We start from the raw sequence: 21,301 nt of genomic DNA on the forward strand, positions 1-21,301 counted from the left end.
TCAGCCCTTCAGTCCGGTCAGCGCGATGCCCTCGACGAAGTACTTCTGAGCGAAGGCGAACAGCAGGACGATCGGCAGCAGCACGACGGCGGCCGCGGCCATCAGGTAGCCCCACTGTGCCGTGTACGTGCCCTGGAACGAGGCCAGGCCCATCGCGAGCGTGTACTTGTCGGAGTCGTTCAGGTAGATCAGGGGTCCGAGGTAGTCGTTCCAGACGCCGAGGAAGGTGAACACGCCGACGACGGCCAGCGCGGGTTTCGACAGCGGCAGGATGATCCGCCAGTAGACCTGGAACGGTGAGGCGCCGTCGATGTAGGCCGACTCGTCCAGCTCGTACGTGATCGACAGGAAGAACTGGCGGAGCAGGAAGATGTTGAACACCGCGGTCCCGAAGAACGACGGCAGCACCAGCGGCACGTAGGTGTTCACCATCCCGATCTTCTGCCAGAACAGGAAGGTCGGGATCAGCGTCACGGCGTACGGGAGCATCACTCCGGACATCAGCAGGCCGAAGACCAGGTTCTTGTGCTTCCAGCGCAGCCGGGCGAACGAGAACGCGGCCAGCGAGCAGGACAGCAGCGTGCCGATCAGGACGCCGGCCTCGATGATGAGCGTGTTCAGGAAGTAGCGGGCGAACGGCACCTGGGTGAGCGCGCCGGTGAAGTTGTCCCAGGCAAACGGTTTCGGAATCCACTGCGGCGGCGAGACGAAGATCTGGCCGCTGTTCATCAACGCCGAGCGGACCAGCCAGATCAGCGGCAGCAACGTCGGGATCGCGCCCGCCACGAGCAGTGCGTAGACGAGGATCTTCTTGCCGAGCCCGCGCGGCGCGAGCGGTCCACGCGGAGCCGGTACGTCGGTCGCGACGGCCGGCTTGTCCAGTACTGCGGTCATCGGGTGCTCCCCGCCTCGTAGTAGACCCATCGGCTGGAGTTGCGGAACAGCACGACGGTGACGGCCATGATCACCAGGAACAGGACCCAGGCCAGCGCGCTGGCGTAGCCCATCTCGTTGTTGGTGAACGCGGTCCGGTACAGGTAGTAGATGTAGAACAGCGTCGAGTCGTTCGGCCCGCCCTCGGTCATCACCGCGGCCTGGACGAAGACCTGCAGCGCGCCGATCACGCCGGTGACGAGGCTGTAGAAGATCGTCGGCGTCATCATCGGCAGCGTGATGTGGCGGAACTTGCGCCACGTCCCGCCGCCGTCGACCGAGATCGCTTCGTACAGCTGGCGCGGCACGCCCTGCAGTCCCGCCAGGAAGATGACAGCGACGTTGCCGAACCCCCAGACCGACATCAGGATCAGTGAGGGGATCGCCGTCGACTCGTCGAAGATCCACTGCGAGCGCGGCAGCCCGGCCTTCTCGGTCATCGTGTTGAGCAGCCCGAAGTCGGGGTTGAACAGCCAGATCCACAGCATCGAGTTGGCCACGATCGGCACGATCGCGGGCAGGTAGTAGATCACCCGGAACACGGCCTGGCCGCGGACCGGCTGGTTGAGCAGCAGCGCGACCGCGAAGGCGACGATCAGCAGCAGCGGTACGGCGCCGAGCGTGTAGTAGAGCGTTGCCCACAGCGACTTGTAGAAGCTGTCGTCGGCGGTGAACATCCGCTTGTAGTTGGCCAGTCCGACGAAGCTCGGCTTTCCGCCGATGGTCCAGTCGGTCAGACTGATCACCAGCGAGGCGATCATCGGTGCCAGCGTGAACGCGACGAAGCCGATGATCGCGGGCAGCGCCAGCAGCACACCCCAGCGGCCTTCTGTCTTCAAAGGGCTGGGCTTCTTCAGAGGGCCCGCCACGTCACAGCTCCTGGGTGGGCCACTTGCCCTGCAGCAGCGGCTGCATCTTCGGTTTGAGCGCCTTCACGATGTCGACCGGCGCGCCCTTGTTCAGACTGATCTGCTCCAGCGCCGGGTCGAGCACCTGGTGGATCCGGTCGGCGTTCTTGATCTGCTGACCCCAGTCGGTGACGCCGTTCTTGAGCGTCGGTTCGACCACCGCGGTCTGGAAGTTGGCCGGGTACTTGTCCTTCAGCACCCACTTGTCGATCTCGGCCTGGTCCGTGTAGTACTTCTTCTGCAGCGGCGCCCACAGACCGTCCTTGAACAGGTCCACGTGCTCGGGATCGTTGTAGTAGAGGTAGAGCTCGATCGCCTCCTCCGGCTGCTTGGTCTTGGCGAAGATCGCGCCGGCCGCGCCGCCCGTCATCGTCAGCGGTTCCTGGAACTTCGGCAGGACGCCGACGCCGAACGGGACCTTGGACTCCATCAGGTCGAGCAGCGTCCAGTTGCCGTCGATGATCATGCCGACCCGCTTGGTCTGCAGCTGCACCGACGTGGTCGGCGCGTTCTTGCCCAGCTGCGCCGGCGACGGCGCCACCCGGTGCACGTAGATGAGGTCCTGGATCTTCTTCAGTACGTCGACCGACGCGGCCGAGTCGAGCGCGAACTTCGTCCCGTCCTCGTTGACCATGTCGCCGCCGTTCGAGCGCAGCAGGCTGTACAGCGCCGCGCCGCCGGCGGGAGCGATGGTGCCGAACTGCTTGACCTTGCCCGCGTCGAACCCGTCCTCCGACGGGTGCTTGCCGTTCTGGTCCAGGGTCAGCTTGTCGGCGGCCTGGACGAAGTCGTCCCAGCTCCACGCCGTACCGACCGTGAAAGGTGCCGGGTCGAGTCCGGCCGCGCTGAAGGCGTCGGTGTTGTAGTAGAGGATCTGGACGCCCATGGCGAGCTGGTTCGCGGCGAGCTTGTCCTTGCCGTACCAGAAGTAGCTGCTCGGCAACCGGTCCTTGAGGTCCGGGTATTTGTCCAGGTACGGGAACAGGTTGAGGATCAGGCCCTTGTCGGCCAGGTCGTACATCTGGCCGGTGCCGAGGTAGCCCAGGTCCGGGGGAGTGTTGGCGGCGACCAGGCTGGACACCTTGGTCGGGTAGTTGGAGACCGGGACGAACATCGGCTTCACGCTCGCGCCGTCGTGCTCCCCGGCGTACTTCTTGAGCATGTCGTCGATCGCCTTCTTCTCGAAGGCCGATCCCCAGTACATGAAGGTCAGGTCGGACCCGCCGCCGCTGCCGCCGGCCCCGTCGCCGCAGCCGGCCAGCGCGGTGGATCCCAGACCGGCGGCGAGAGCGGCCGCGCCGCCGGTCCTGAAGAGCTGTCTCCTGCTGAGTCGGGTCTGTCCGATCATTGCTGCTCCTCGGGTCGTTTCGGCGAGCGTAGGACCAATAATGTCGACCGTCAACATAAAGATGTCGAGTACAGTGATAAATAATCAGGATGCCGACACCGCGGGAGAATCCGGGATGACCACGCAGGAGTACCGCTCCGTACGGCGGCCGCCGGCCTCGCGGATCAGCCGCTCGGGCGAGATCCTCGACCTCGTGCGCCGCGGCCAGGCGACCACGACCGGTCAGCTCGCTGATCAGCTCGGCCTGGCCCGCTCGACGGTCAACGACCGTGTCGAACTGCTGCTCGCCTCACAGTTGCTGAGTACGTCGACGGAACAGGTGACCGGCTCGCGCGGCCGCCCGGCCTCGACTCTCGTCTTCAACCCCGGAGCCGGTACGACGTTGGCCGCGCAGTTGGGCATCTCAGGCATCCGGCTGGCGGTCACCGACCTGGCCGGCGAGATCCTCAGCAGCGAGATGATCGACATCGATCTGGCCGACGGTCCGCAGCACGTCCTGCGGTTGGTGACCGAAGGGTTCGACCAGGCGCTGGTCCGGCTCGGTGAGGACCGCGCGCAGGTGCACGGCATCGGCTTCGGCCTGCCGGCCAGGGTGGAGCTGGCCGGGCATCCGAGCGAGACGCCGTGGTCCGACGAGGTGGTCCAAGCGGTACTGGCCGAGTGGTTGCCGGTGCCGGTCTTCGTCGACCACGACGTGAACCTGCTGGCCTTCGGCGAGTTGTGCGCCCGCGACGACGCGCCGGAAGTGCTGGTCAGCGTGAAGGTCGGCACGGTGATCGGCTGTGGCCTGGTGATCAACGGCCACGTCGTTCAGGGCGAGTCCGGGATGGCTGGCGAGATCGGGCACACCCGCGTCGGCGACTCCGAGGTGCCGTGCAGCTGCGGCAACGTCGGCTGCCTGAATGCTGTCGCGAGCGGTGGCGCGCTGGCACGTCGCCTGCGGGAGAAGGGAATCGACGCACCGAACGCGCGGGCCGTCGCCGCACTGGCCAAGGCCGGTGACGTCGACGCCGGTCACGCCGTACGGATGGCTGGTCGCGACATCGGCGAGGTGCTCGCCGGGGTGGTCAACCTGCTGAACCCGGCGGTGATCAGCCTGTGGGGATACCTGGCCGAGGCCGAGGAGCAGCTGATCGCGGGGATCCGGGAGAGCATCGCGCGTTCGGCGCAGCCGGGTCCGGCGGGCAAGGTCCGGATCGAGCCGGCCGTGATGGGTGGCGACGCGGGCCTGTACGGCGCCGCGATGATGGTCGTCGAGCACGCGCTCCGGCCGGAGGCAGTGGACAGCTACCTGCACGCCAGCCTCGGCTGAGATCTCCCGGCGAGCTAGCGGCGGGGTTTGCCGCGGCGCGGGGCCGCGGCCTTCTTCGCGGGCGCGCCCTTCTTCGCCGGCGCGGCCTTCCGGGCCTTCTTGTCGGCGGTCTTCTGGGCGGCGGTCCGCTTCTCCGAGCGCTGCGGCGTACGGGTGCTGTTGACCGTCCGGCCGCGGACGATACCGATGAACTGTTCCATCAGTTCGCTGGGCTCGCCCTCGGGCCAGGTCAGGACGACGCTCGACTCCGGCGCGTCGACGTACGGCCGGTAGGTGAGGTCCTTGCGGTGGTGCAGGCGGGCCAGCGACTGCGGTACGACGAGCAGACCGACGCCCGCGGCAACCAGTTCGATCGCCTCGGCGGTCGTCGCGGGCACGATCGTTGCCGCCTCACCCGGCCGGTCGGTCCAGGTGAGCGTGTCGTCCTGCGGGTACAGGATGAAGTCGTCGGCCAGATCGGCGGCCGTGACCTCCTCGGCCGCGGTGACCAGGTGGTCCTTCGGTACGACGACGACCGTGGTCTCGGTGTAGAGCGGGATCGCGCTCAGCCCGGTCCGGTCGATCGGCAGGCGGACCAGCCCGGCGTCCGCCTCACCCGCCCGTACGACGTCCGCCGCCTCCGCGGCGGTGACCGTGACGAGCGTCAGCGTGACCCGGGGAAGGCGTTCCTTCCAGATCCGGACCCACTTGGCCGGCGTGACGCCGGGGACGTACGCGAGCCGGAACGAAGCGGGGGTGTTGAGGTCGGTCACCGGGCCAGGCTATCCGCCGGTGGTCGGGGACCCGGTCAACCCTCGATACCCTGGCCGTATGACGTCGCAGAAATCCCCACAAACGATGAAGCCCGCGACTGCGGCGAAGAAGCTCGGTGTGCTGCTCGACCTGACCCCCGCCGAGTTCCAGGAAGGCGTCGTCTCGCGCGACGAGCTCAACGCCCTGCAGGCCGACCCGCCGGAGTGGCTGCGCGAACTGCGCAGTACCGGCCCGCACCCGCGCCCGGTGGTCGCCGCCAAGCTCGGCGTGTCCATCTCCGGCCTCGCCCGCGCCGGCGTGATGGACCCGCTGACCACGGACGAGATCGAGGCCCTGAAGGACGAGTTCCCGGAGTGGCTGCGCCGCGAGCGCAACACCCACGCCGAGGTCCAGCGCGAGGCCGCCGAACTGAAGGCCGAGAAGGCGGAGAAGGCCGAGCGGTCCCAGGCCTGATCCAGCGCGGTTCTTCTGAGTGGGCGGGCCTTCGTGCGGCCCGCCCACTTTTGTCTCAGCTCAGTGCTGGGGGCGGTACTTGACCGTGCGGCCGTTCAGCGGCTGCGGGGCGCGGCTGTCGCCGTCGGGGAAGCGGCTCTGGAAGTGGTTCAGCGAGACCGGGAGGATCTCGCGGTGGTGGGCGAGCACCAGCCACGAGACCGGCTCGGAGTACGGCGCGGTGGTCAGCGAACCGTCGTACCGGTACGTCGACAGGTCGTGCGGCAGCGCCGCCGCGAGGTTCACGGGTCCGAGGTCGACCTCTTCGTCGCACTCCTCCGGGACCGTCGCCAGCACCTTGTCCTGCAGGGTGCCGCCGTGACCGCCGGTGGTGATGAACAGGGCGACCACCAGCTTCTCGCCGTTCGGGCCGCTGTGCACGAAGTGCTGCTCGAGCGCGTACTGGTGGCCGTTGAGTCGGTGCTCGGACCGGGTGTGGAAGTGGAAGTTCACCAGGTCGTAGCGGACGCCGCCGACCGTCACCCAGGCCGCGCCGGCCGGGATCTCGGCGAGGATCGTCTCCTCCGCGGTCCGGTGCTCGCAGCCACCGGGCTGACCGGCGTCGCGGCTCTCGTACCGGATCTTGAGGGCGAGCGAGCTCGGGTAGTGGACGTGCAGCCCCGGCAGCCCCGGGCTGGTAACGGCGTGACCGGTCCGGATGTCGATCGGGCTCTGGTGCGGGGTCTGCGCGGAGGCGCTGGTGAGCAGAGAGGGCGACGCCAGGACGGCGGCGGTCGCGGGAACGCCGAGCAACAGGGCGCGACGGGACACAGGCAGGGACACAGGAACTCCGTATTCGGGCGGGAACAGGAAGACGGCCCGGTCCTCAACCGGGCCGTCTCGCAGTATGCGCGCGGCGTAGGCCAACCACCACGGAGGGTGTGGAAGACGGCGACTTTCCGCCTGTCCGGATCCGCGGGTGGGACGGGTGGTCGGAGGACACCCAGGCGGGGCTGGCCGAGGAGTTGGCGGACGACGTGTGCCTGTTCGTGCGGGACGCCGGGCCGCGCAGGTGGCTGTAGACCAGTCGACGCTGTGGGGCAGGATGGGGCCATGACTTCTCCGACGACCCCCGAGAGCACGTCGTACCGGCCTGAGGCTGAGGTGGTGGACCTCTGTAGCGAGCTGATTCGGTTCGACACCACGAACTACGGGAACGGGAAGAGCAACGGGGAGCGGGGGGCCGCGGAGTACGTCGCGGCGAAGCTCGACGAGGTGGGGATCGAGTCGACGATCTACGAGTCGGAGCCTGGGCGGGCGACGCTCGTGGCGCACTGGGAGGGGGAGGACCAGTCGGCGGACCCGCTGCTCGTGCACGGGCACCTGGACGTCGTACCGGCTGATCCGAAGGACTGGAAGGTCGACCCGTTCGCGGGGGAGATCTTCGACGGGTGCGTGTGGGGACGCGGCGCGGTCGACATGAAGGACTTCGACGCGATGGTGCTGTCGGTCGTGCGCGCGCGGCAGCGGGCGGGCGTGAAGCCGCGCCGGCCGGTGCGGCTGGTGTTCACGGCTGATGAAGAGGCCGGCGGCCTGTACGGCGCGCAGTGGTTGATCAACAACCACCCGGACACCGTCGCGGACTGCACCGAGGGGATCGGGGAGGTCGGCGGGTTCTCGATCACCGTGCAGGACGACCTGCGGCTGTACCTGATCGAGACGGCCGAGAAGGGCATGAACTGGATGCGGCTCAAGGCGCGCGGGACCGCGGGCCACGGGTCGATGATCAACGACGACAACGCGGTCACCGAACTGGCCCGCGCGGTGACGCGGATCGGCGACCACGAGTGGCCGCTGCGCATCACGCCGACCGTGCGGGAGTTCCTGAAGACGCTGGAGGACCTGCTCGGGACCGAGCTGGACCCGGAGGACCGGAACGGGGTGCTGTCGAAGCTCGGCACGTTCAGCCGGATGTTCGGCGCGACGATCCGCAACACGGCCAACCCGACGATGCTGAACGCCGGCTACAAGGTGAACGTGATCCCGGGTGACGCCGAGGCGCACATCGACGGGCGGTTCCTGCCCGGGTACGAGGACGAGTTCTTCGCGACCATCGACGAACTGCTCGGCGACAAGATCCAGCGCGAGACGGTGATCGAGGACATCGCGCTGGAGACGGAGTTCAGCGGCGGGCTCGTTGAGGCGATGAAGTCGTGCCTGGCCGCCGAGGACCCGCAGTCGCGCACTGCTCCGCTGCTGATGTCGGGCGGCACGGACGCCAAGTCGTGGTCGCGGTTGGGGATCCGGTGCTTCGGGTTCGTTCCGCTGCAGCTGCCGCCGGACCTGGATTTCATGGGGATGTTCCACGGGATCGACGAGCGTGTGCCGACTACGTCGCTGGAGTTCGGGTCGCGGGTGCTGGACCGGTTTTTGACGGAGGCCTGAGTACGGCGTACGAGTCGCGCGATGGGCATCGATAGGTCGGGACCGCCGGCGGCGACCACACGGCTGTCGATCGACGGGTTGCTTGCGGCGAAGCACACGCGACCGATCGGCTCGGTTGACGACCTGGCGGCGGAGACGTTCGCGTCGGACGACGAACTCGACGAGTTGTTGGCGTTCACGGCCGCGGAACGGCGTCGCGAGGTCGGCTGAGCCTTCTGGTTCCTGTGCTGATGGCAGGTGGTCGGCGGCGGGTCGCCCGTCGGTTCGCGGACCTGCCGGGACGACTCGGCGCGGCTCCTGGGGATCTGGGCGAGAAAGGTGGCCCGCACGGCCGAGTCGGCAGCGCGGGATGCTCGCGCTCCAGGGGCGGGAACGGCTCGCCGACCGCCGTCGTCGAGCTCGTCGCGGCGCGTCTTTGTACATCGGCCAGCCACGCGCAGACTGCTGCGATGGCTGGCCGGTGCACAAAGTGTTGACTTGCCCGGTGGCCGGACCCGGCGATGGACTGCGGGCTGATGCTCGATCGGCGGGCGGATCCGCGCGGCGTACGGGGTGAGCTAGCGGCTGGGGTGAACTGGTCGGCGGCTGACGTGTGCTCGGCGTCAGCGGGTCAGGTTGAGGGCTGATCTGAGGGTGGGGAGTAGTTGGGTGAGGGCGGCTGGTGGGGTGGTGCGGGTTACTGCTGAGAGGGTCAGGCGGTAGCGGAAAGGGGCTGGGAGCAAGCGTTCGCCGGGGTGGAGTTCGGCGGCGAGTGCGCTGCGGGGGATGAGGGCCAGGTGGGTTCGGCGGCGGGCCATGGCGATGGTGGTGGCCAGGGTGACGCCTCGGCGGGGGACGGCGCCTAGCGTGATCAGGCGGGTGCGGAGGTCTTCGGCGCCGCGGTCGTAGGTGGAGAACGGGATCGGGCGGTTCTTGAGGGGCTGTTTGCCGCGGGTTGGCGGTTCGGCGCCGGCGGGGGCGAAGAGGACGAGCTCGTCGCGGCCGACGGTGCGGGCGGCGGTGCCGCGGGGGAGGACCATCTGGTCGGCGATCGCGATGAAGGCGGCGTCCATGGTGCCTTCGGCAACCTTTTCGACGAGGTAGTGGCCGTGGTCGACCTGTTGCTCGAGGTCCACGTCGGGGAGCTCGGCGTCGAGGACCGGGAACAGGATCGGCGCGAGGCTGGCGAACGTACCGACGACGAGGCGGGTGCCGGTCGCGGCAGCGCGGGTCGCGTCGTACACCTCGTCGAGGTGGCCGAGGATGTGCTCGGCGCGGCGGGCCAGTTCGAGGCCGGCGGTGGTCGGGCGGGCGCCGCGGGTGTCGCGGTCGAACAGCTTGACGGCGCATGCGCGTTCGAGGCGGGCGAGGCGTTGCGAGGCTGACGGTTGGGAGATCCGCAGCTCGCGGGCGGCGGATCCGACCGAGCCGGTTCGGTGGATCGTGAGGACCAGGCGGAGGTCGTCGACCGACGGGCTGCGTGATGAGGCCATAGGGTCAGGCTATGGCCGGAGGGCAAGCCCTGCCGACTACCTGCGGGCTGCCGGCCCGACGAGGATCGCGGATATGGATGCTCGCCGGGATGCTGTCGTACTGCTGGCTGGTGGTGCGGTTGCGGACTTCGCATTCCGGATCGCGCAGATCGCGCTGCCGCTCGTCGTACTGCAGTCGACGGGGTCGGTCGCAGCGACGGGGTTGGTTGGGGGTGCTGCCGGGATTCCGGTGATCTTGTCGCCTTGGTGGGCTCGGCGGGCGCGGCAGTGGGTCGATTCTGGGCCGCGGCTTGCGGTGGTCGCGGTGGTGTCGGCACTGGCGTTGGCGATCGTGCCGGGGTGTGCGGCGTACGGGGTGTTGCGGCCGTGGGTGCTGATGGTGAGTGGGCTGCTGCTCGGGTGTGGAGAGGCGTTGTCGACGCCGGGGCGGTCGGCGTTGCTGGCTGATACAGGGGATCGGCTGGGTGGGGATCGGGCGGTACTGCTGCTGACGTGGCAGGACGGGCTTCGGCGGGCAGGGATGCTGGTTGGGCCTGCGGTGGGGGCTGTTGCGGTGGCGGCTGGGCTGACGAACACGGTGTTGTGGGTTGAGGCGGGGGTGGTGCTGGGGGCTGGGGTGCTGGCGGGGACGGTGAGGAAGGAGCACTCGCGGGCTGCTGTGAGTGCCGAAGGAACGGGCGACTCGCGCGTACGGCGCGTTCGTCGGGCTCGCGTTGTCGACGAGCGTTCGCGAGGCGCCGGCGAGTCCGCTCCGACGATTCGGGCGAGTCTTCGGGGGCGGGAGGACGTGCTGTACGGGTGGATCGCGCGGGGGACGGGGTGTTTGACGTGGTTCGCGTTCACGCTGGGGCTGTCGGTGATCGGGGCTGAGCGGGGGCGGCCGGGGGTCTACTTGGCGGCGGGGATGAGTGGGTACGGCGCGGGAGCGTTGCTGGGGACGGTGGTGTCGCTGGCCGTCGTACGGCGGGTTGCGCCGATTCCGGTCGCGTCGGTTGCGTGGACGGTGATGGGGTTGTGCTGGGTGGGGATGGGGGTGTGGACGACGCCTGCGGCGATCGCCGTACTCGGTGCGTTGTCGGGCGTGACTGTGGTGCTGGGGATCGCGGCGATCTCGATCCTGATCACGCGGTCGTCGTACGGGGCTGAACGGCGGGCGCTGCTGTCGGGGCAGAGTGTGGTCGTGAGTGCGAGCAGTTCGGCCGGGTTGTTCGTCGGCGGGCCGATCATTGCGGCGGTCGGGGCTGAGGAGACGCTGATCGGTGCTGGGCTGTTGACGAGTGCTGTTGCCCTCGGAGTTCTGATGATCCGGCCGAGAAATGCGGTGCCGGGTGGGGTGGTCGAGTGCCACACTGCGAGACATGGCGGAGATCGTGATCACCACGTTGGCGGAGCGGCCTGAGGTCACGCCGTACCTGGGCGACTTCTGGAACGTCTGGCCGCGGTTCATGCTGAACGACCTGATTGCGGACGCGCTGCTGTGGCGGGCGACGGCGGATTTCGCCGACCAGTGCCTGATCGCGACCGAGGACGGCGAGCTGGTCGCGCACGCGCGGAGCATCGCGTTCGCGTTCGGTGACGACGAGGACCGGATGGAGCTGCCGCCGGGTGGGTGGGACCAGGTGGTGCAGTGGGGGTGCCAGGACCTCGATCGCGGGCGGGCGGCGAACGTGTCCAGCGCGCTGGAGATCATGATCAAGCCGAGCCACACGGGACGCGGGCTGTCGTACGAGATGCTCGCGGCGATGAAGGCCGCGGTTCGGGCGAAGGGGCACGGCACGTTGTACGCGCCGGTGCGGCCGAACGGGAAGGCTGATCCGGCGGTGCCGATGGTCGAGTACGTCGAGCAGATGCGCGCGGATGGTTTGCCGGTGGATCCGTGGCTGCGCGTGCACGTGCGGGCCGGAGGGACGATCGTTCAGGTCGCACCGCGGTCGATGGTGATCGCGGGGACGCTGGATGAGTGGCGGTCGTGGACGGGGTTGCCGTTTGATCGGACCGGGGCGGTGCTGGTTCCCAAGGCGCTGGCGCCGGTGATGTGCGATGTGGAGCACGACCACGCGGTGTACGTCGAGCCGAACGTGTGGGTCCGGCACGATCTCTGACGGGTGAATTGTGCTGACTGGGGGCCGATTCGCCATGGTAATCTCGAACTTGCAGGCGCGGGTTCAATCCCGGTCGTAGGGCGCAGCGGCACACCAGCCGAAAGGGCAAGGCCCACCTACTTCATCACCGAAGAGGGAGCGCCATGCCCAAGCTCGAAACGTACAAGAAGCAGGCGAAACTGCTCGTTCGCTGGCACCGCGAGGGGAACTTCTCGATCGGCGGCCGCATCCGGCAGCTCGCGCGCTACCGCGCGTTGTCCGACCGCGAAGCACTCGCACTGAAGTTCCCGCTCACCGAAGCCCAGGAGATCATCGCCCTAGAAGAGGGCTTCGCCAACTGGGCCGAACTCAAGGCGAGCACGGAAGCGGCTCCGTCCACCAGCCGGCAGCCGGAGCCCCAGGACACGGCAGCCGCGATCGCCCGACCGGTGCTGTACGTCGCCGACGTCGACGCGTCGGCCACGTTCTACCAGGACCAGCTCGGCTTCCGGGTCGACTTCCTGCACGGCAACCCGCCGTTCTACGGATCGGTGTCGCGCGACGGCGCGATCTTGCACCTGAAGTTGGTGCACGAGCCGGTGTTCGCTGCCGGTGCCGCGGAACGGGAAGGGCTCATCATGGCGTTCGTCGAGACGGCGAGCGTCCGCGAGCTGTATGCGGAGTATCAGGCCGCCGACGCCGACATCGTCCAGAAGCTGACAAAGCAGGCGTGGGGCGGCACCGACTTCATCGTCCGCGACCCGGACGGCAACGCAATCGCGTTCGTCGGCTGAGCCTCGACGCGGCACGACCAGTTGCGGTCAATTGTCGTCAGAACCGCGAACTCCGCCGACCATTGCCTGATCGCGACCGAGGACAGGCAGCTGGCCGGGCCCGGTCGATCTCTCCCGCTTTGCGTTAGGTCAGGTGCAACACTGCCTATGCTCCTTTGGTGGGATTCACCGCCGTCGATGCTAGGACCGGGCGCTGCTCAGGAGGTGTTCGGGCAGCGCCAGCCACTAGGCGGCTGCCGCGCGGGGTCGAAGGTGGATGAGTCAGACGGGCGGATTCTGATCATCGCCACTGAGGGCCCCCGGCTCGAACGCTCGGCCATCCGAAGCAGTCTAGTGAGCACCGGCATCGCAGCAAGTCAGGCCGAGGTATCGCCTGGTTGATACGGGGAGGTGCGGCCAACCGGTCGGCGGTGGCCCGGCTGGCGACCGGCCAGCGCCGCGCTGAGGTGTTCAGCGACCCGCTGGTCCGCGATGGAACGGCTGAAGGTATACGCGTTCGCCGGCAGCTGTGTTGTAGACGGCACCTTTCGCACGCAGCCACGAGATCGACGATTCTTGTAACGGACCGTGCTCGACTTCGGATACATCGGGCGGGGTAGCTACACAGCGTGGCGCCCATGTTGGGGGGAATGAGCGATGGGTTACTACGGCGGTGACGTGGGTTTCAGCCTGTTCAACGAGAACTCCCGCGACCGTTGGAGACCGGCGCAACTCGGAGCACTCGGAGCGTTGATCGGGCACTGGTCGATACCGCGGCAGCCGCCAGCGCTGGTGTCGCTTCCCACCGGGACGGGGAAGACAGCGGTCGCCGTGGCGGCACCACACCTCCTCACGGCCGCGAGAGTCTTGGTGGTGGTCCCGAGTCGCGACCTGCGGAAGCAGACGGTTGAGGCTTTCAAAAGCCAGGACGTACTGCGACATGTCGGCGCACTGTGTGGTGCGGGGAACCCGTCGGTGCTTGAGCTGATCGGAGTTACATCGGACTGGCAGCAGGTCCGTGATGCCGATGTAGTCGTCGCCTTGCCGAACGCGATCAGCCCGGCGTATTACACGGACGGAGAGCCACCACCACCACGAGGTCTGTTCGACCTCGTGATCGTTGACGAGGCTCACCACTCACCGGCGCCTACCTGGCGCGCGATCCTGGAGCATTTCGGTGATGCTGACGCGCTCTTGCTGACAGCAACCCCGAGACGGCGGGATCGGCAGCGCCTGCCCGGCACGGAGCTTTACCACTATCCGGTGAGCTTGGCGTTGAGCAACGGGTTCTACAAGCCGGTTCACCCGACGATTCTCGATCTACCGCCCGCGCCGACGCAGGAGAGCACGGATCGCATGATTGCCGTGGAGGCAATCCGCATCGCCAACGAACCCGACCACGCGACTAGCTCCGTCATGATCAGGGCCAGGACACGTAAGCGTGCCGCGGCCCTCGCCGACCTGTATCGGTCTCTCGGGATGGAAGTCGAGACGCTGCACGGCGGCATGGACGATGGTCAGCGAGAGGCACTGGTCGGAAGGATTCGTTCGGGAGAGTGTCGTGCGGTCGCCGTTGTCGACATGCTTGGAGAGGGTTTCGACCTTCCGAGGCTTCGGATCGCGGCGTACCACGACAAGCACAGATCGCTGGTTGCGACGACACAGTTCCTCGGTCGTCTCGCTCGCGTCGACGTCGCCTACCCGCAGGCGTCGGTACTGGTGACAGTTCGTGACATCGATATGCATCCGCATTTGCAAGGCGCGGTGCGTGAGCTCTATGCGGAGGATGCGGACTGGGTTCAGGTCCTACCTGGACTGATCGATGACGAGATCGCGGAGGCCGCCGCGGACAGAGCTTATGTGGCCGAGTTCGGTGCAGCGCCGCCGAGTCTTGCGCTGAACGCGATCACGCCTGCGTGCAGTGTTGTCCTGTACGAAGTCGACACGCAGCACGGATATGAGCCTCCGATCGTGAACGGCGAGGTGCCGGAGTCGCTTCTCGAAGGTGGGCGCCTCAACGGTCAGTCGATCATCTACAGCTCGATGAATCAGGCCAATTCGACTCTGGTTGTCGTGACGACTGCAACGAATAGGCCGCGTTGGCATGCGTCGAGCCCCGGCCTCGACACGCCGACCTACGACCTCCACCTGGTCACCTGGATTCCGTCGCCGCGCATCGATGAGCCTCACCTGTTGCTCATCAACAGTGCCGACGGAGCAATCAGGAACCAGTTGCGCACCGCGCTCGGTGCGGAGCAGTACGCACGAACGACGGATCCTCGGCGACTGCAGGAGGCGTTCGACGCGCTGGATCGGATCTCCGTCTCGTCGGTGGGCGTCCGCAACACATACCGAGGGAGTGCAGGCGTTCCGTCGTACACCATGTTCGCGGGAAGTGGCGTCGATCGGGGCCTCCGAGCAGCTGACACGGATCAACGTGCGCTTGGCCATGCGATCGCTCAGGTTGGTTCGGGGCGAGGTGCGTTCTCAGCCGGCGTCGCGACTGGTAAGAGCAAGTACTGGGAGGGCCGCTATCTGTCCTTGCGCAATTACGAGGTCTTCGCGGCCGATCTGGCGTCCAGGTATTGGCTGCCCACCACATCCGCGGCGGGCCGGCTGTTGCCCAACGTGACTCGTGGCCGCCGACTGACCGCGTTCCCAGACTCCGAGGTTGCGGTGATCGAGCACAGTCCCGGGCTCCGCACCATGGACTGGAGGACGCTGGATGGCCGGCCGGTTGAATCCCTGGAGCTGTATCTCGACACCTCGCAGGAACGAACGGCGGAACGCCTTCCCGTGGTTGCCATCGATCCTGCGAAGCCGGAGGAGGAGGCGTGGAACGGCTACCAGGACACTGACGGAGACTTCCACTGCTCCGGAGCAGCGCTTGAGATCAAGATGGGCTTCTTCGGCTCGACTCTGCAGTTGGAGCAGCTTCTGTCGGCAAAGCCGCCGACGGTCTTCTTCCTCGACAGTCAGACCTGCATCGGATCCGTGCTGTACGAGTCTCGGGACGAGCGGACGACTCTGCCCGCGATCCTCTACAACTCGCTTAAGTGGGATCAGGTGAACCTTCAGGCCGAAACGAAGAAGAAGGCGGACGAGAAGGGGCTCGGTCACTCGGTCCACGAAGAACTTGAGGACTACCTCCGTCGTCAGCCGAAGAGAGCGAAACACCGGTGGATCCTTGGCAACGACGGGCCGGGCGAGATCGCCGACTACATCGTCGTCGAGGTCGATCCTGGTAGGCGAGTCAATCTGTCCTTGTGGCACGCAAAGGCCACGGAGGGGGCCAAGCCTGGCGTTCGGGTCAAGGATATGCAGACCGTCGCGCAACAGGCAGTCAAGAGCCGCGGGTACATCACAGATCCCAGGTTCTGGCGGACCGTAGGGGCGCGGATGACTGGTGACGACACCCCGAGGATCTCCGTCGTGGAGGGGAATGAGCGTCTCCTACTGATCCTCTGTGGCCAGGACCCCGAGCACCCGAAATGGGGCTTCGCCCATCGACCTCCGCCAATTGCCGCAGGACGAATCGCGATCGCTCAGCCCGGGCTGTCGATCAGCATGTTGCGAACCGAGCTCAGTGGCGGTGCTCCGACGATCGCGGCGAAGCAGGTCCGCGAGTTCCTGACGGTCTTGCACGACGCTGCATCCTCGATCGCGGAGATCGAACTCCTGTCGAGCGAGTGAACTTCAAGCAGTCTGAGCTGAGCTCGATACCCCTTCGCGTCCCTTGCCCGATGGCGATCGTCGAACTGCCTAGCACGAAGCCGCTCAAGGACAGGTGTCTGAGCGCCGTCCTAGCCTGATGTCATGAAGTTTGGAGGAGGTCAGAACCCAGCTCTCCGACCTGGTTCGATGGCGGAGTGGCAATGTCGAGCCGCGAGGCGTTAGCTCGCCGTCGGTGCCATCCTTCATCGGCATACGTCAGGGCTCATCAGTACCTCGCGAGGGATGGAGGCCGCACGAACGGTCACGCGCTAGCATGACCCGTTGGCTCTTCGCTAACTCACGAGCGATCGATCACATCGCTTCAACACCAGCAGTCGCCTGGTACTCGGTGAACGGTACGGTTATTTTCGTCGCCCCTTGCGTGAAAGCACCGGCGGGATCGAGACGGTCGCGACGCAGACTTCAACAATGCGTCCGTCTACGCGGTACCGGAGCAGAGGCCAACCGTCGATTGGACTGTTGCGTCGGGACTCGAAGCCTTCAGCCTCTGAAGCCCATGCATGCACTCTCCGTTGAGCAGCTTTGAAGTTCTTGTGCCGACACAACACGAGCAAGGTCGCATCGGTGGAATGTGCTGTCACGTAACGAAAGATCTGCTCCTGCAAACCCTGTACGATCGGAGCCCGTCCGCCGGCCCACTTGGTCTCACAGATATAGACCTTCGCTGGCCCGGTACCCTCGGCGAGGACATCAGCGCTGATGAAGATGTCGGTCTTGCCGCTTCGTGAGTACACCTCGCGGCCAGCGTTCGGAACTGTGGCGTTGAGCGTCGCTGCGAGCACGTCGCTTACCGCATCCTCATCCAGGTGTCCAAATCCTCTGGGGTTCTGTTCTACAGCGTCCGCCCAGATCCTGATGGTGGTGAGGACGTCTTCGAACGACTTCGCACTGAGACGATAGCGCGCTCCGATCACGTCGAGTGCGACCGCGGCCGGTGCCCCATCGCCAGTACTGATCTCCGCTGCGGCGCTGTCCTCATCGAGTTGGAGTGCGTCGCTGGCCCACTCGCCTGGCAGGCTGATGCTCCGCAAGATTTCGGCGCGATCACTCAGAACATCGCCTCGCTCGTCGGCAACCGACGTCACGACATTGGCCAACTCCACGTCATAGAAGTGAGTTGTTTGGTCCGCAATTGCAGCGACGATTGCGAGGAGCTCGTCGTACCGTGACTGCAAACGCTGGCCTAGGTCGCCATCTGAGGCAAGAGTCCGCTCCTCTTCGCGCGTCAGATCCAGATATGAGTAAAGGGCCCACGGTCCATCAGATTTCACAGTGAGGAGCTGCCAAGTCAACGTTAGTCGCCAGTATTCTTTGGCGTCGTCGGCGGCGTGCTGAAGTTTCTCATATCCACCGATCCTCGCCATCAGGTCGTGGTGGACGGTTCTAAGATCACGATCGCTCTCGTCGGGCCAATAGCGGAGCAAGTCCGGATCGCCCTCGACGAGGCATCGTACGTAGTACCTCGTCGTCGAAAGGCGGTTGCCGCCCCCAACATCTCGCGGTTCACCACCGTCATCGCGGACCTGTCCCGGCTGTAGCGGTCCTACGGACGGCAGCGCTGGCTTCATAGCGGAGATCCGGCTCTGAAGATCTGTTCCTCGAAAGGTAGCCAGCTCATCAATCGAGCCGACTTGCCGGACAGCATTGAGTAGACTGCGGACCTCTGGGCGGCTCCACAAGTATCTCGACAGCGGCTTCTCAGCTTTTATGAACTCAGTAAACAGCCCACGGTCACTCACCCGTGAATGCTACCTGCCGACGGCGCACAGCGCACAGCGCAATTGAGACAGGCGTCAATCCTGCTGCGCTGCACAGTGCACGCAGTGCGCGTCGAAGTTGAAGAGCTCTGATTCGCCGATGATCGAGGCATTGGTGAGCAGCCCGATCGCCGAGCCGCCATCTGGGCTTTCACCGGCGATATCGAGGCCGCCGTACTCGCCCTCGAGCGGTACCCAAACACGCTGATGGAGGTGTCGTCACTCCGAGTTGCTCCCAGCTCAGTGCCGACCGCGTGCAGACCGGCGCCCACGAATCGTGCCAGGCCAAGCACCCCAGCTGAGGCAGGCCACACGAGCACAGCTACGCATCAAGCGCTGAGGCTCACGCGTGTGGATAAGGTGTGCTCCCCTCGGACACGCACCCTTGCCACACGCGGCGCTGGTGTCGGAGCGTCGCTCGACTGCGACTCGGCGGTTCGTCTGCTCCGTCGCTGCTCCGTCGACCACTGACCAAGGTCGGCGATGGTTGACCACAGGTGACCGGCAACGTGCAGGTCAGAGGGCGATTCGTCGAAAGCGTGAATTCGCCGCGCTCGTAACACCAAGATCCTCCACATCTTCGACGGTACCCAGCAGATCCAGCAGATCCAGCAGATCCAGCAACTGATCGTCGCCCGCGGGCTCCTGGGGAAGGGAAGGCCTCAGTCGAGCTGAGATAGCGTTGTGGCGCGGGGGATTCCCGCCCGGTGGGGGTCGCCTGGGTGTTCCGGGCCACAGGTATCGGATTCTGTGCGATGACGGCGCTAGCCGGTACTCCGCAGCGACAGTTGCGCACGTCGGCGGTGGCCGATCACTCCGGCGCTAGCCGGTAGCGCGGGCGATAAGCCCGCACGTCGGCGGTAGCCGACCACTTCGGCGCTAGCCCGGTCGTCCCGGCGCTAGCCGCTACTCCGCGGCGCCAGCCGCGCACTCCCGGCGCAAGCCGGAAAATGCCGGCGATAAGCCGGCAACCCTCGCCGGCGCTAAGCCGGAGGGTGGGCGGGAGCGGGCGGAGCTGATGTCCGGAGGAGCGTAGCGACGGAGGACATCTGCGGAGCGCGCGTGGGATGAAAGTCTTCGAGTCAGAGCGTGCGCATGACCTTGATGATTCGGCGGCGGAGCCAGACCCTCCGAGTACCGTCCGGGTAGCGGCGGAGGCGGGCCAGCTCCCAGCCGCCGTACTCGGCGTGTTCGGTGAGTAGGCGGCGGACCGCGCCGCGGGTTTCTGTTCGGGACAACTCGAACTGCTGCAACTCGTACTCGGCCATCCGCACCTCCGTCACTTCTGGCGTTACCTCACGACACATCCTCCAGCGCGGCCGCGATGGCCGGCGGAAGGGTGAGCTCCTCCGTTCCCAGCACCGACTTCAACTGCATCGCCGTCCGGGCGCCGACGATCGCCGCCGTCACGCCCGGGCGGTCCCGGACCCAGGTCAGTGCGACCTCCAGCGGGCTCCAGCCGAGCCCGTCGGCGGCCCGGGCCACCGCTTCCACGATGCCCGAACCGCGGCCGTCGAGGTAGGGGTCGACGAATCTGGACAGATGCTGAGACGCCGCCCTCGAGTCCGCGGGGATGCCGGTCCGGTACTTCCCAGTCAACACGCCCCGCCCAAGCGGCGACCACGCCAGTACGCCGATGCCGAGGCCGCCGGCGGCGCGGATCGCGTCCGCTTCGGCGTCGCGGGCGAGCAGCGAGTACTCGACCTGGTTCGAGACCGGTACGGCGCGGCCGGGCCAGGCCTGCTGCCACGTGACGGCGCGGGCCGACTTCCAGCCGACGTAGTTCGACACCCCGACGTACCGGACCTTGCCCGAGTTGACCGCGTGGTCGAGCGCCGACAGCGTCTCCTCCAGCGGGACGTCGTCGGACCAGGTGTGCAGCTGCCAGAGATCGATGTGGTCGACGTTGAGCCGCCGTAGCGAGCCCTCCAGATCGCGGAGCAGCGCTCCGCGTGACGTGTCGGTGATCCGCTCGCCCCGGCGCACGCTGAACCCGGCCTTGGTCGCGATCACGAGGTCATCGCGGTCCACGACGTCGCCGAGGAGGGTGCCGATCAGGCGCTCGCTGTCACCGTCCCCGTACGCCGCTGCCGTGTCGATCAGGGTCCCGCCCGCAGCCACGAAGGCGGCGAGCTGTTCACGGGCCTCGTGCTCGTCGGTGTCCCGGCCCCAGGACATCGTGCCCAGACCGAGCCGGCTCACCGCCAGACCACTGTGACCGAGATAGCGCTGCTGCATACACCGAGCCTATTGCGGACGACGGGGAACGGCTCGTTAGGCTCGCCTGTCATGCGACTCGGACTCAACATCGGCTTCGTTCTCGGTGGCGACGACCACCTCGACCATCTCAGGCTGGTGAAGGAGGCGGAGCAGCTCGGGTTCTCGGTCACCTGGGCCGCGGAGGCGTACGGCTCGGACGCCGTCACGCTGCTGACCTGGATCGCCGCCCAGACGTCGACCATCGACATCGGCGCCGGCGTTCTGCAGATCCCGGCCCGGACCCCGGCGATGACCGCGATGACCGCGGCCACCCTGGACCGGCTGTCCGGTGGCCGGTTCCGGCTCGGGCTCGGCGTGTCCGGCCCGCAGGTGTCCGAGGGCTGGCACGGAGTCCGGTTCGGCAAGCCGCTGGAGCGGACCCGCGAGTACGTCGAGATCGTGAACGCCGCAATGCGCCGCGAGACGGTCGCGTACGACGGCAAGCACTTCACGCTGCCGCTCCCGGACGGTCCCGGCAAGGCGCTGAAGCTGTCCACCCGGCCGCTGCGTGACCACGTGCCGGTGTACCTTGCGGCGGTCGGGCCGAAGAACCTCGAACTGGCCGGCGAGATCGCCGACGGCTGGCTCGGCATCCTGAACGACCCCGCTTATCTGGGAGAACAGTTGAACCACATCCGGACCGGCCGCGACAAGCGCGAGCCCGGCCTCGGCCTCGACGGTTTCGACGTGGTCGCGACCGTGCCGGTGATGACCGGTGACGACCTGCAGGCCGCCGCCGACCCGATCCGCGGCTACACCGCGCTGTACGTCGGCGGGATGGGCAGCCGGGAGAAGAACTTCTACAACCAGCTCGCGGTCCGGATGGGCTACGCCGACGCGGCCAGGGAGGTCCAGGACCTCTATCTGGCCAAGCAGCACCGCGAGGCGATGGCCGCCGTACCGTTCGGCTTCATCGACGCGATCTCGCTGCTCGGCGACAAGGCGCGGATGGCCGACAAGCTGACGGCGTACGGCGAGGCCGGCGCGACGACGCTGACGCTGACCCCGTTCGCGTCGACCGTGGACGAGCGGATCGCCGCGCTGCGCACGGTGTCCGAGGCGCTCGAGCTCGCCGGGATCGGTGACTGACCTC

19 protein-coding genes are annotated in these 21,301 nt (G+C 67.0%); 10 read left to right on the top strand and 9 right to left on the bottom strand.

Annotated elements, in window-relative coordinates; genetic code table 11:
* Genes ACYVIO_RS25805 through ACYVIO_RS25815 form a run of 3 tightly spaced genes read right to left on the bottom strand, consistent with a single transcriptional unit; the run spans position 1 to position 3,189 of the window.
* A complete protein-coding gene (locus tag ACYVIO_RS25805; RefSeq protein WP_460653453.1) occupies positions 1–894 on the bottom strand; it encodes a carbohydrate ABC transporter permease in 894 nt (297 codons plus the stop codon).
* Entirely contained in the window at positions 891–1,802 is a 912-nt protein-coding gene (locus ACYVIO_RS25810) for a carbohydrate ABC transporter permease (RefSeq protein ID WP_460653454.1), read from the bottom strand. The genes ACYVIO_RS25805 and ACYVIO_RS25810 overlap by 4 nt, the downstream gene beginning before the upstream one ends.
* Position 1,803: 1 nt before the next feature.
* Entirely contained in the window at positions 1,804–3,189 is a 1,386-nt protein-coding gene (locus tag ACYVIO_RS25815; RefSeq protein WP_460653455.1) for an ABC transporter substrate-binding protein, read from the bottom strand.
* A gap of 115 nt (positions 3,190–3,304) precedes the next feature.
* Here ACYVIO_RS25815 and ACYVIO_RS25820 point away from each other — a divergent pair, with 115 nt between their 5' ends.
* A complete protein-coding gene (locus ACYVIO_RS25820) occupies positions 3,305–4,501 on the top strand; it encodes an ROK family protein (RefSeq protein WP_460653456.1) in 1,197 nt (398 codons plus the stop codon).
* Between the two features lie 14 nt (positions 4,502–4,515).
* Here ACYVIO_RS25820 and ACYVIO_RS25825 read toward each other — a convergent pair whose 3' ends face one another.
* On the bottom strand, positions 4,516–5,253 hold the full coding sequence (locus ACYVIO_RS25825) for a LysR family substrate-binding domain-containing protein (protein ID WP_460653457.1): 738 nt from the start codon (positions 5,251–5,253) through the stop codon (positions 4,516–4,518).
* A 58-nt stretch (positions 5,254–5,311) separates the two neighbouring features.
* On the opposite strand from ACYVIO_RS25825, the gene ACYVIO_RS25830 reads away from it, so the two are divergent.
* Positions 5,312–5,707, top strand: coding sequence for a DUF5997 family protein (locus tag ACYVIO_RS25830; protein WP_460653458.1), 396 nt, complete (start codon positions 5,312–5,314; stop codon positions 5,705–5,707).
* A gap of 60 nt (positions 5,708–5,767) precedes the next feature.
* Here ACYVIO_RS25830 and ACYVIO_RS25835 read toward each other — a convergent pair whose 3' ends face one another.
* Positions 5,768–6,529: a carbonic anhydrase family protein gene (locus ACYVIO_RS25835; RefSeq protein ID WP_460653459.1), complete on the bottom strand. Its 762-nt coding sequence runs from the start codon at positions 6,527–6,529 to the stop codon at positions 5,768–5,770.
* A gap of 98 nt (positions 6,530–6,627) precedes the next feature.
* On the opposite strand from ACYVIO_RS25835, the gene ACYVIO_RS25840 reads away from it, so the two are divergent.
* From ACYVIO_RS25840 to ACYVIO_RS25850, 3 genes are read left to right on the top strand one after another with little or no spacing between them, the layout of a single operon-like run.
* On the top strand, positions 6,628–6,768 hold the full coding sequence (locus ACYVIO_RS25840) for a hypothetical protein (protein ID WP_460653460.1): 141 nt from the start codon (positions 6,628–6,630) through the stop codon (positions 6,766–6,768).
* 31 nt (positions 6,769–6,799) lie between these two features.
* Entirely contained in the window at positions 6,800–8,131 is a 1,332-nt protein-coding gene (locus ACYVIO_RS25845; protein ID WP_460653461.1) for a M20/M25/M40 family metallo-hydrolase, read from the top strand.
* Positions 8,132–8,152: 21 nt separating this feature from the next.
* Positions 8,153–8,341, top strand: coding sequence for a hypothetical protein (locus tag ACYVIO_RS25850; protein WP_460653462.1), 189 nt, complete (start codon positions 8,153–8,155; stop codon positions 8,339–8,341).
* A 392-nt stretch (positions 8,342–8,733) separates the two neighbouring features.
* Here ACYVIO_RS25850 and ACYVIO_RS25855 read toward each other — a convergent pair whose 3' ends face one another.
* The gene (locus ACYVIO_RS25855; RefSeq protein ID WP_460653463.1) at positions 8,734–9,603 is read right to left on the bottom strand and encodes a LysR family transcriptional regulator; all 870 of its coding nucleotides are present in this window, start codon (positions 9,601–9,603) and stop codon (positions 8,734–8,736) included.
* 73 nt (positions 9,604–9,676) lie between these two features.
* Here ACYVIO_RS25855 and ACYVIO_RS25860 point away from each other — a divergent pair, with 73 nt between their 5' ends.
* The 4 genes from ACYVIO_RS25860 (at position 9,677) to ACYVIO_RS25875 (ending at position 16,150) form a co-directional block, all read left to right on the top strand.
* Positions 9,677–11,002, top strand: a complete 1,326-nt coding sequence (locus ACYVIO_RS25860) for an MFS transporter (RefSeq protein ID WP_460653464.1) — start codon at positions 9,677–9,679, stop codon at positions 11,000–11,002.
* Positions 10,962–11,705, top strand: coding sequence for an N-acetyltransferase (locus tag ACYVIO_RS25865; protein ID WP_460653465.1), 744 nt, complete (start codon positions 10,962–10,964; stop codon positions 11,703–11,705). The genes ACYVIO_RS25860 and ACYVIO_RS25865 overlap by 41 nt, the downstream gene beginning before the upstream one ends.
* A 143-nt stretch (positions 11,706–11,848) precedes the next feature.
* Positions 11,849–12,478: a glyoxalase superfamily protein gene (locus ACYVIO_RS25870; protein WP_460653466.1), complete on the top strand. Its 630-nt coding sequence runs from the start codon at positions 11,849–11,851 to the stop codon at positions 12,476–12,478.
* 636 nt (positions 12,479–13,114) lie between these two features.
* Positions 13,115–16,150, top strand: coding sequence for a DEAD/DEAH box helicase family protein (locus ACYVIO_RS25875; protein ID WP_460653467.1), 3,036 nt, complete (start codon positions 13,115–13,117; stop codon positions 16,148–16,150).
* A 383-nt stretch (positions 16,151–16,533) separates the two neighbouring features.
* Here the strand turns inward: ACYVIO_RS25875 and ACYVIO_RS25880 are convergent, their stop codons facing one another.
* The 3 genes from ACYVIO_RS25880 to ACYVIO_RS25890 form a co-directional block, all read right to left on the bottom strand.
* Positions 16,534–17,931, bottom strand: a complete 1,398-nt coding sequence (locus ACYVIO_RS25880) for a hypothetical protein (protein WP_460653468.1) — start codon at positions 17,929–17,931, stop codon at positions 16,534–16,536.
* A 1,100-nt stretch (positions 17,932–19,031) separates the two neighbouring features.
* Entirely contained in the window at positions 19,032–19,217 is a 186-nt protein-coding gene (locus tag ACYVIO_RS25885) for a DUF5703 family protein (RefSeq protein WP_344171206.1), read from the bottom strand.
* A 28-nt stretch (positions 19,218–19,245) separates the two neighbouring features.
* Entirely contained in the window at positions 19,246–20,187 is a 942-nt protein-coding gene (locus tag ACYVIO_RS25890) for an aldo/keto reductase (protein WP_344171208.1), read from the bottom strand.
* A 51-nt stretch (positions 20,188–20,238) separates the two neighbouring features.
* On the opposite strand from ACYVIO_RS25890, the gene ACYVIO_RS25895 reads away from it, so the two are divergent.
* Positions 20,239–21,297 carry an LLM class F420-dependent oxidoreductase gene (locus tag ACYVIO_RS25895; protein ID WP_460653469.1) on the top strand — a complete coding sequence of 353 codons (1,059 nt, stop codon included), beginning with the start codon at positions 20,239–20,241 and terminating at the stop codon, positions 21,295–21,297.
* Positions 21,298–21,301 lie beyond the last annotated feature (4 nt).

Source organism: Kribbella endophytica (assembly GCF_054781295.1).

Excerpts from the sequence above, each read along its gene's own strand:
- ACYVIO_RS25830 (WP_460653458.1), top strand. The coding sequence starts at position 5,312 with ATGACGTCGCAGAAATCCCCACAAACGATGAAGCCCGCGACTGCGGCG.
- ACYVIO_RS25865 (WP_460653465.1), top strand. The coding sequence starts at position 10,962 with ATGGCGGAGATCGTGATCACCACGTTGGCGGAGCGGCCTGAGGTCACG.
- ACYVIO_RS25870 (WP_460653466.1), top strand. The coding sequence starts at position 11,849 with ATGCCCAAGCTCGAAACGTACAAGAAGCAGGCGAAACTGCTCGTTCGC.
- ACYVIO_RS25845 (WP_460653461.1), top strand. The coding sequence starts at position 6,800 with ATGACTTCTCCGACGACCCCCGAGAGCACGTCGTACCGGCCTGAGGCT.
- ACYVIO_RS25815 (WP_460653455.1), bottom strand. The coding sequence starts at position 3,189 with ATGATCGGACAGACCCGACTCAGCAGGAGACAGCTCTTCAGGACCGGC.
- ACYVIO_RS25855 (WP_460653463.1), bottom strand. The coding sequence starts at position 9,603 with ATGGCCTCATCACGCAGCCCGTCGGTCGACGACCTCCGCCTGGTCCTC.
- ACYVIO_RS25805 (WP_460653453.1), bottom strand. The coding sequence starts at position 894 with ATGACCGCAGTACTGGACAAGCCGGCCGTCGCGACCGACGTACCGGCT.
- ACYVIO_RS25895 (WP_460653469.1), top strand. The coding sequence starts at position 20,239 with ATGCGACTCGGACTCAACATCGGCTTCGTTCTCGGTGGCGACGACCAC.
- ACYVIO_RS25875 (WP_460653467.1), top strand. The coding sequence starts at position 13,115 with ATGGGTTACTACGGCGGTGACGTGGGTTTCAGCCTGTTCAACGAGAAC.
- ACYVIO_RS25850 (WP_460653462.1), top strand. The coding sequence starts at position 8,153 with ATGGGCATCGATAGGTCGGGACCGCCGGCGGCGACCACACGGCTGTCG.
- ACYVIO_RS25885 (WP_344171206.1), bottom strand. The coding sequence starts at position 19,217 with ATGGCCGAGTACGAGTTGCAGCAGTTCGAGTTGTCCCGAACAGAAACC.
- ACYVIO_RS25860 (WP_460653464.1), top strand. The coding sequence starts at position 9,677 with ATGGATGCTCGCCGGGATGCTGTCGTACTGCTGGCTGGTGGTGCGGTT.
- ACYVIO_RS25890 (WP_344171208.1), bottom strand. The coding sequence starts at position 20,187 with ATGCAGCAGCGCTATCTCGGTCACAGTGGTCTGGCGGTGAGCCGGCTC.
- ACYVIO_RS25820 (WP_460653456.1), top strand. The coding sequence starts at position 3,305 with ATGACCACGCAGGAGTACCGCTCCGTACGGCGGCCGCCGGCCTCGCGG.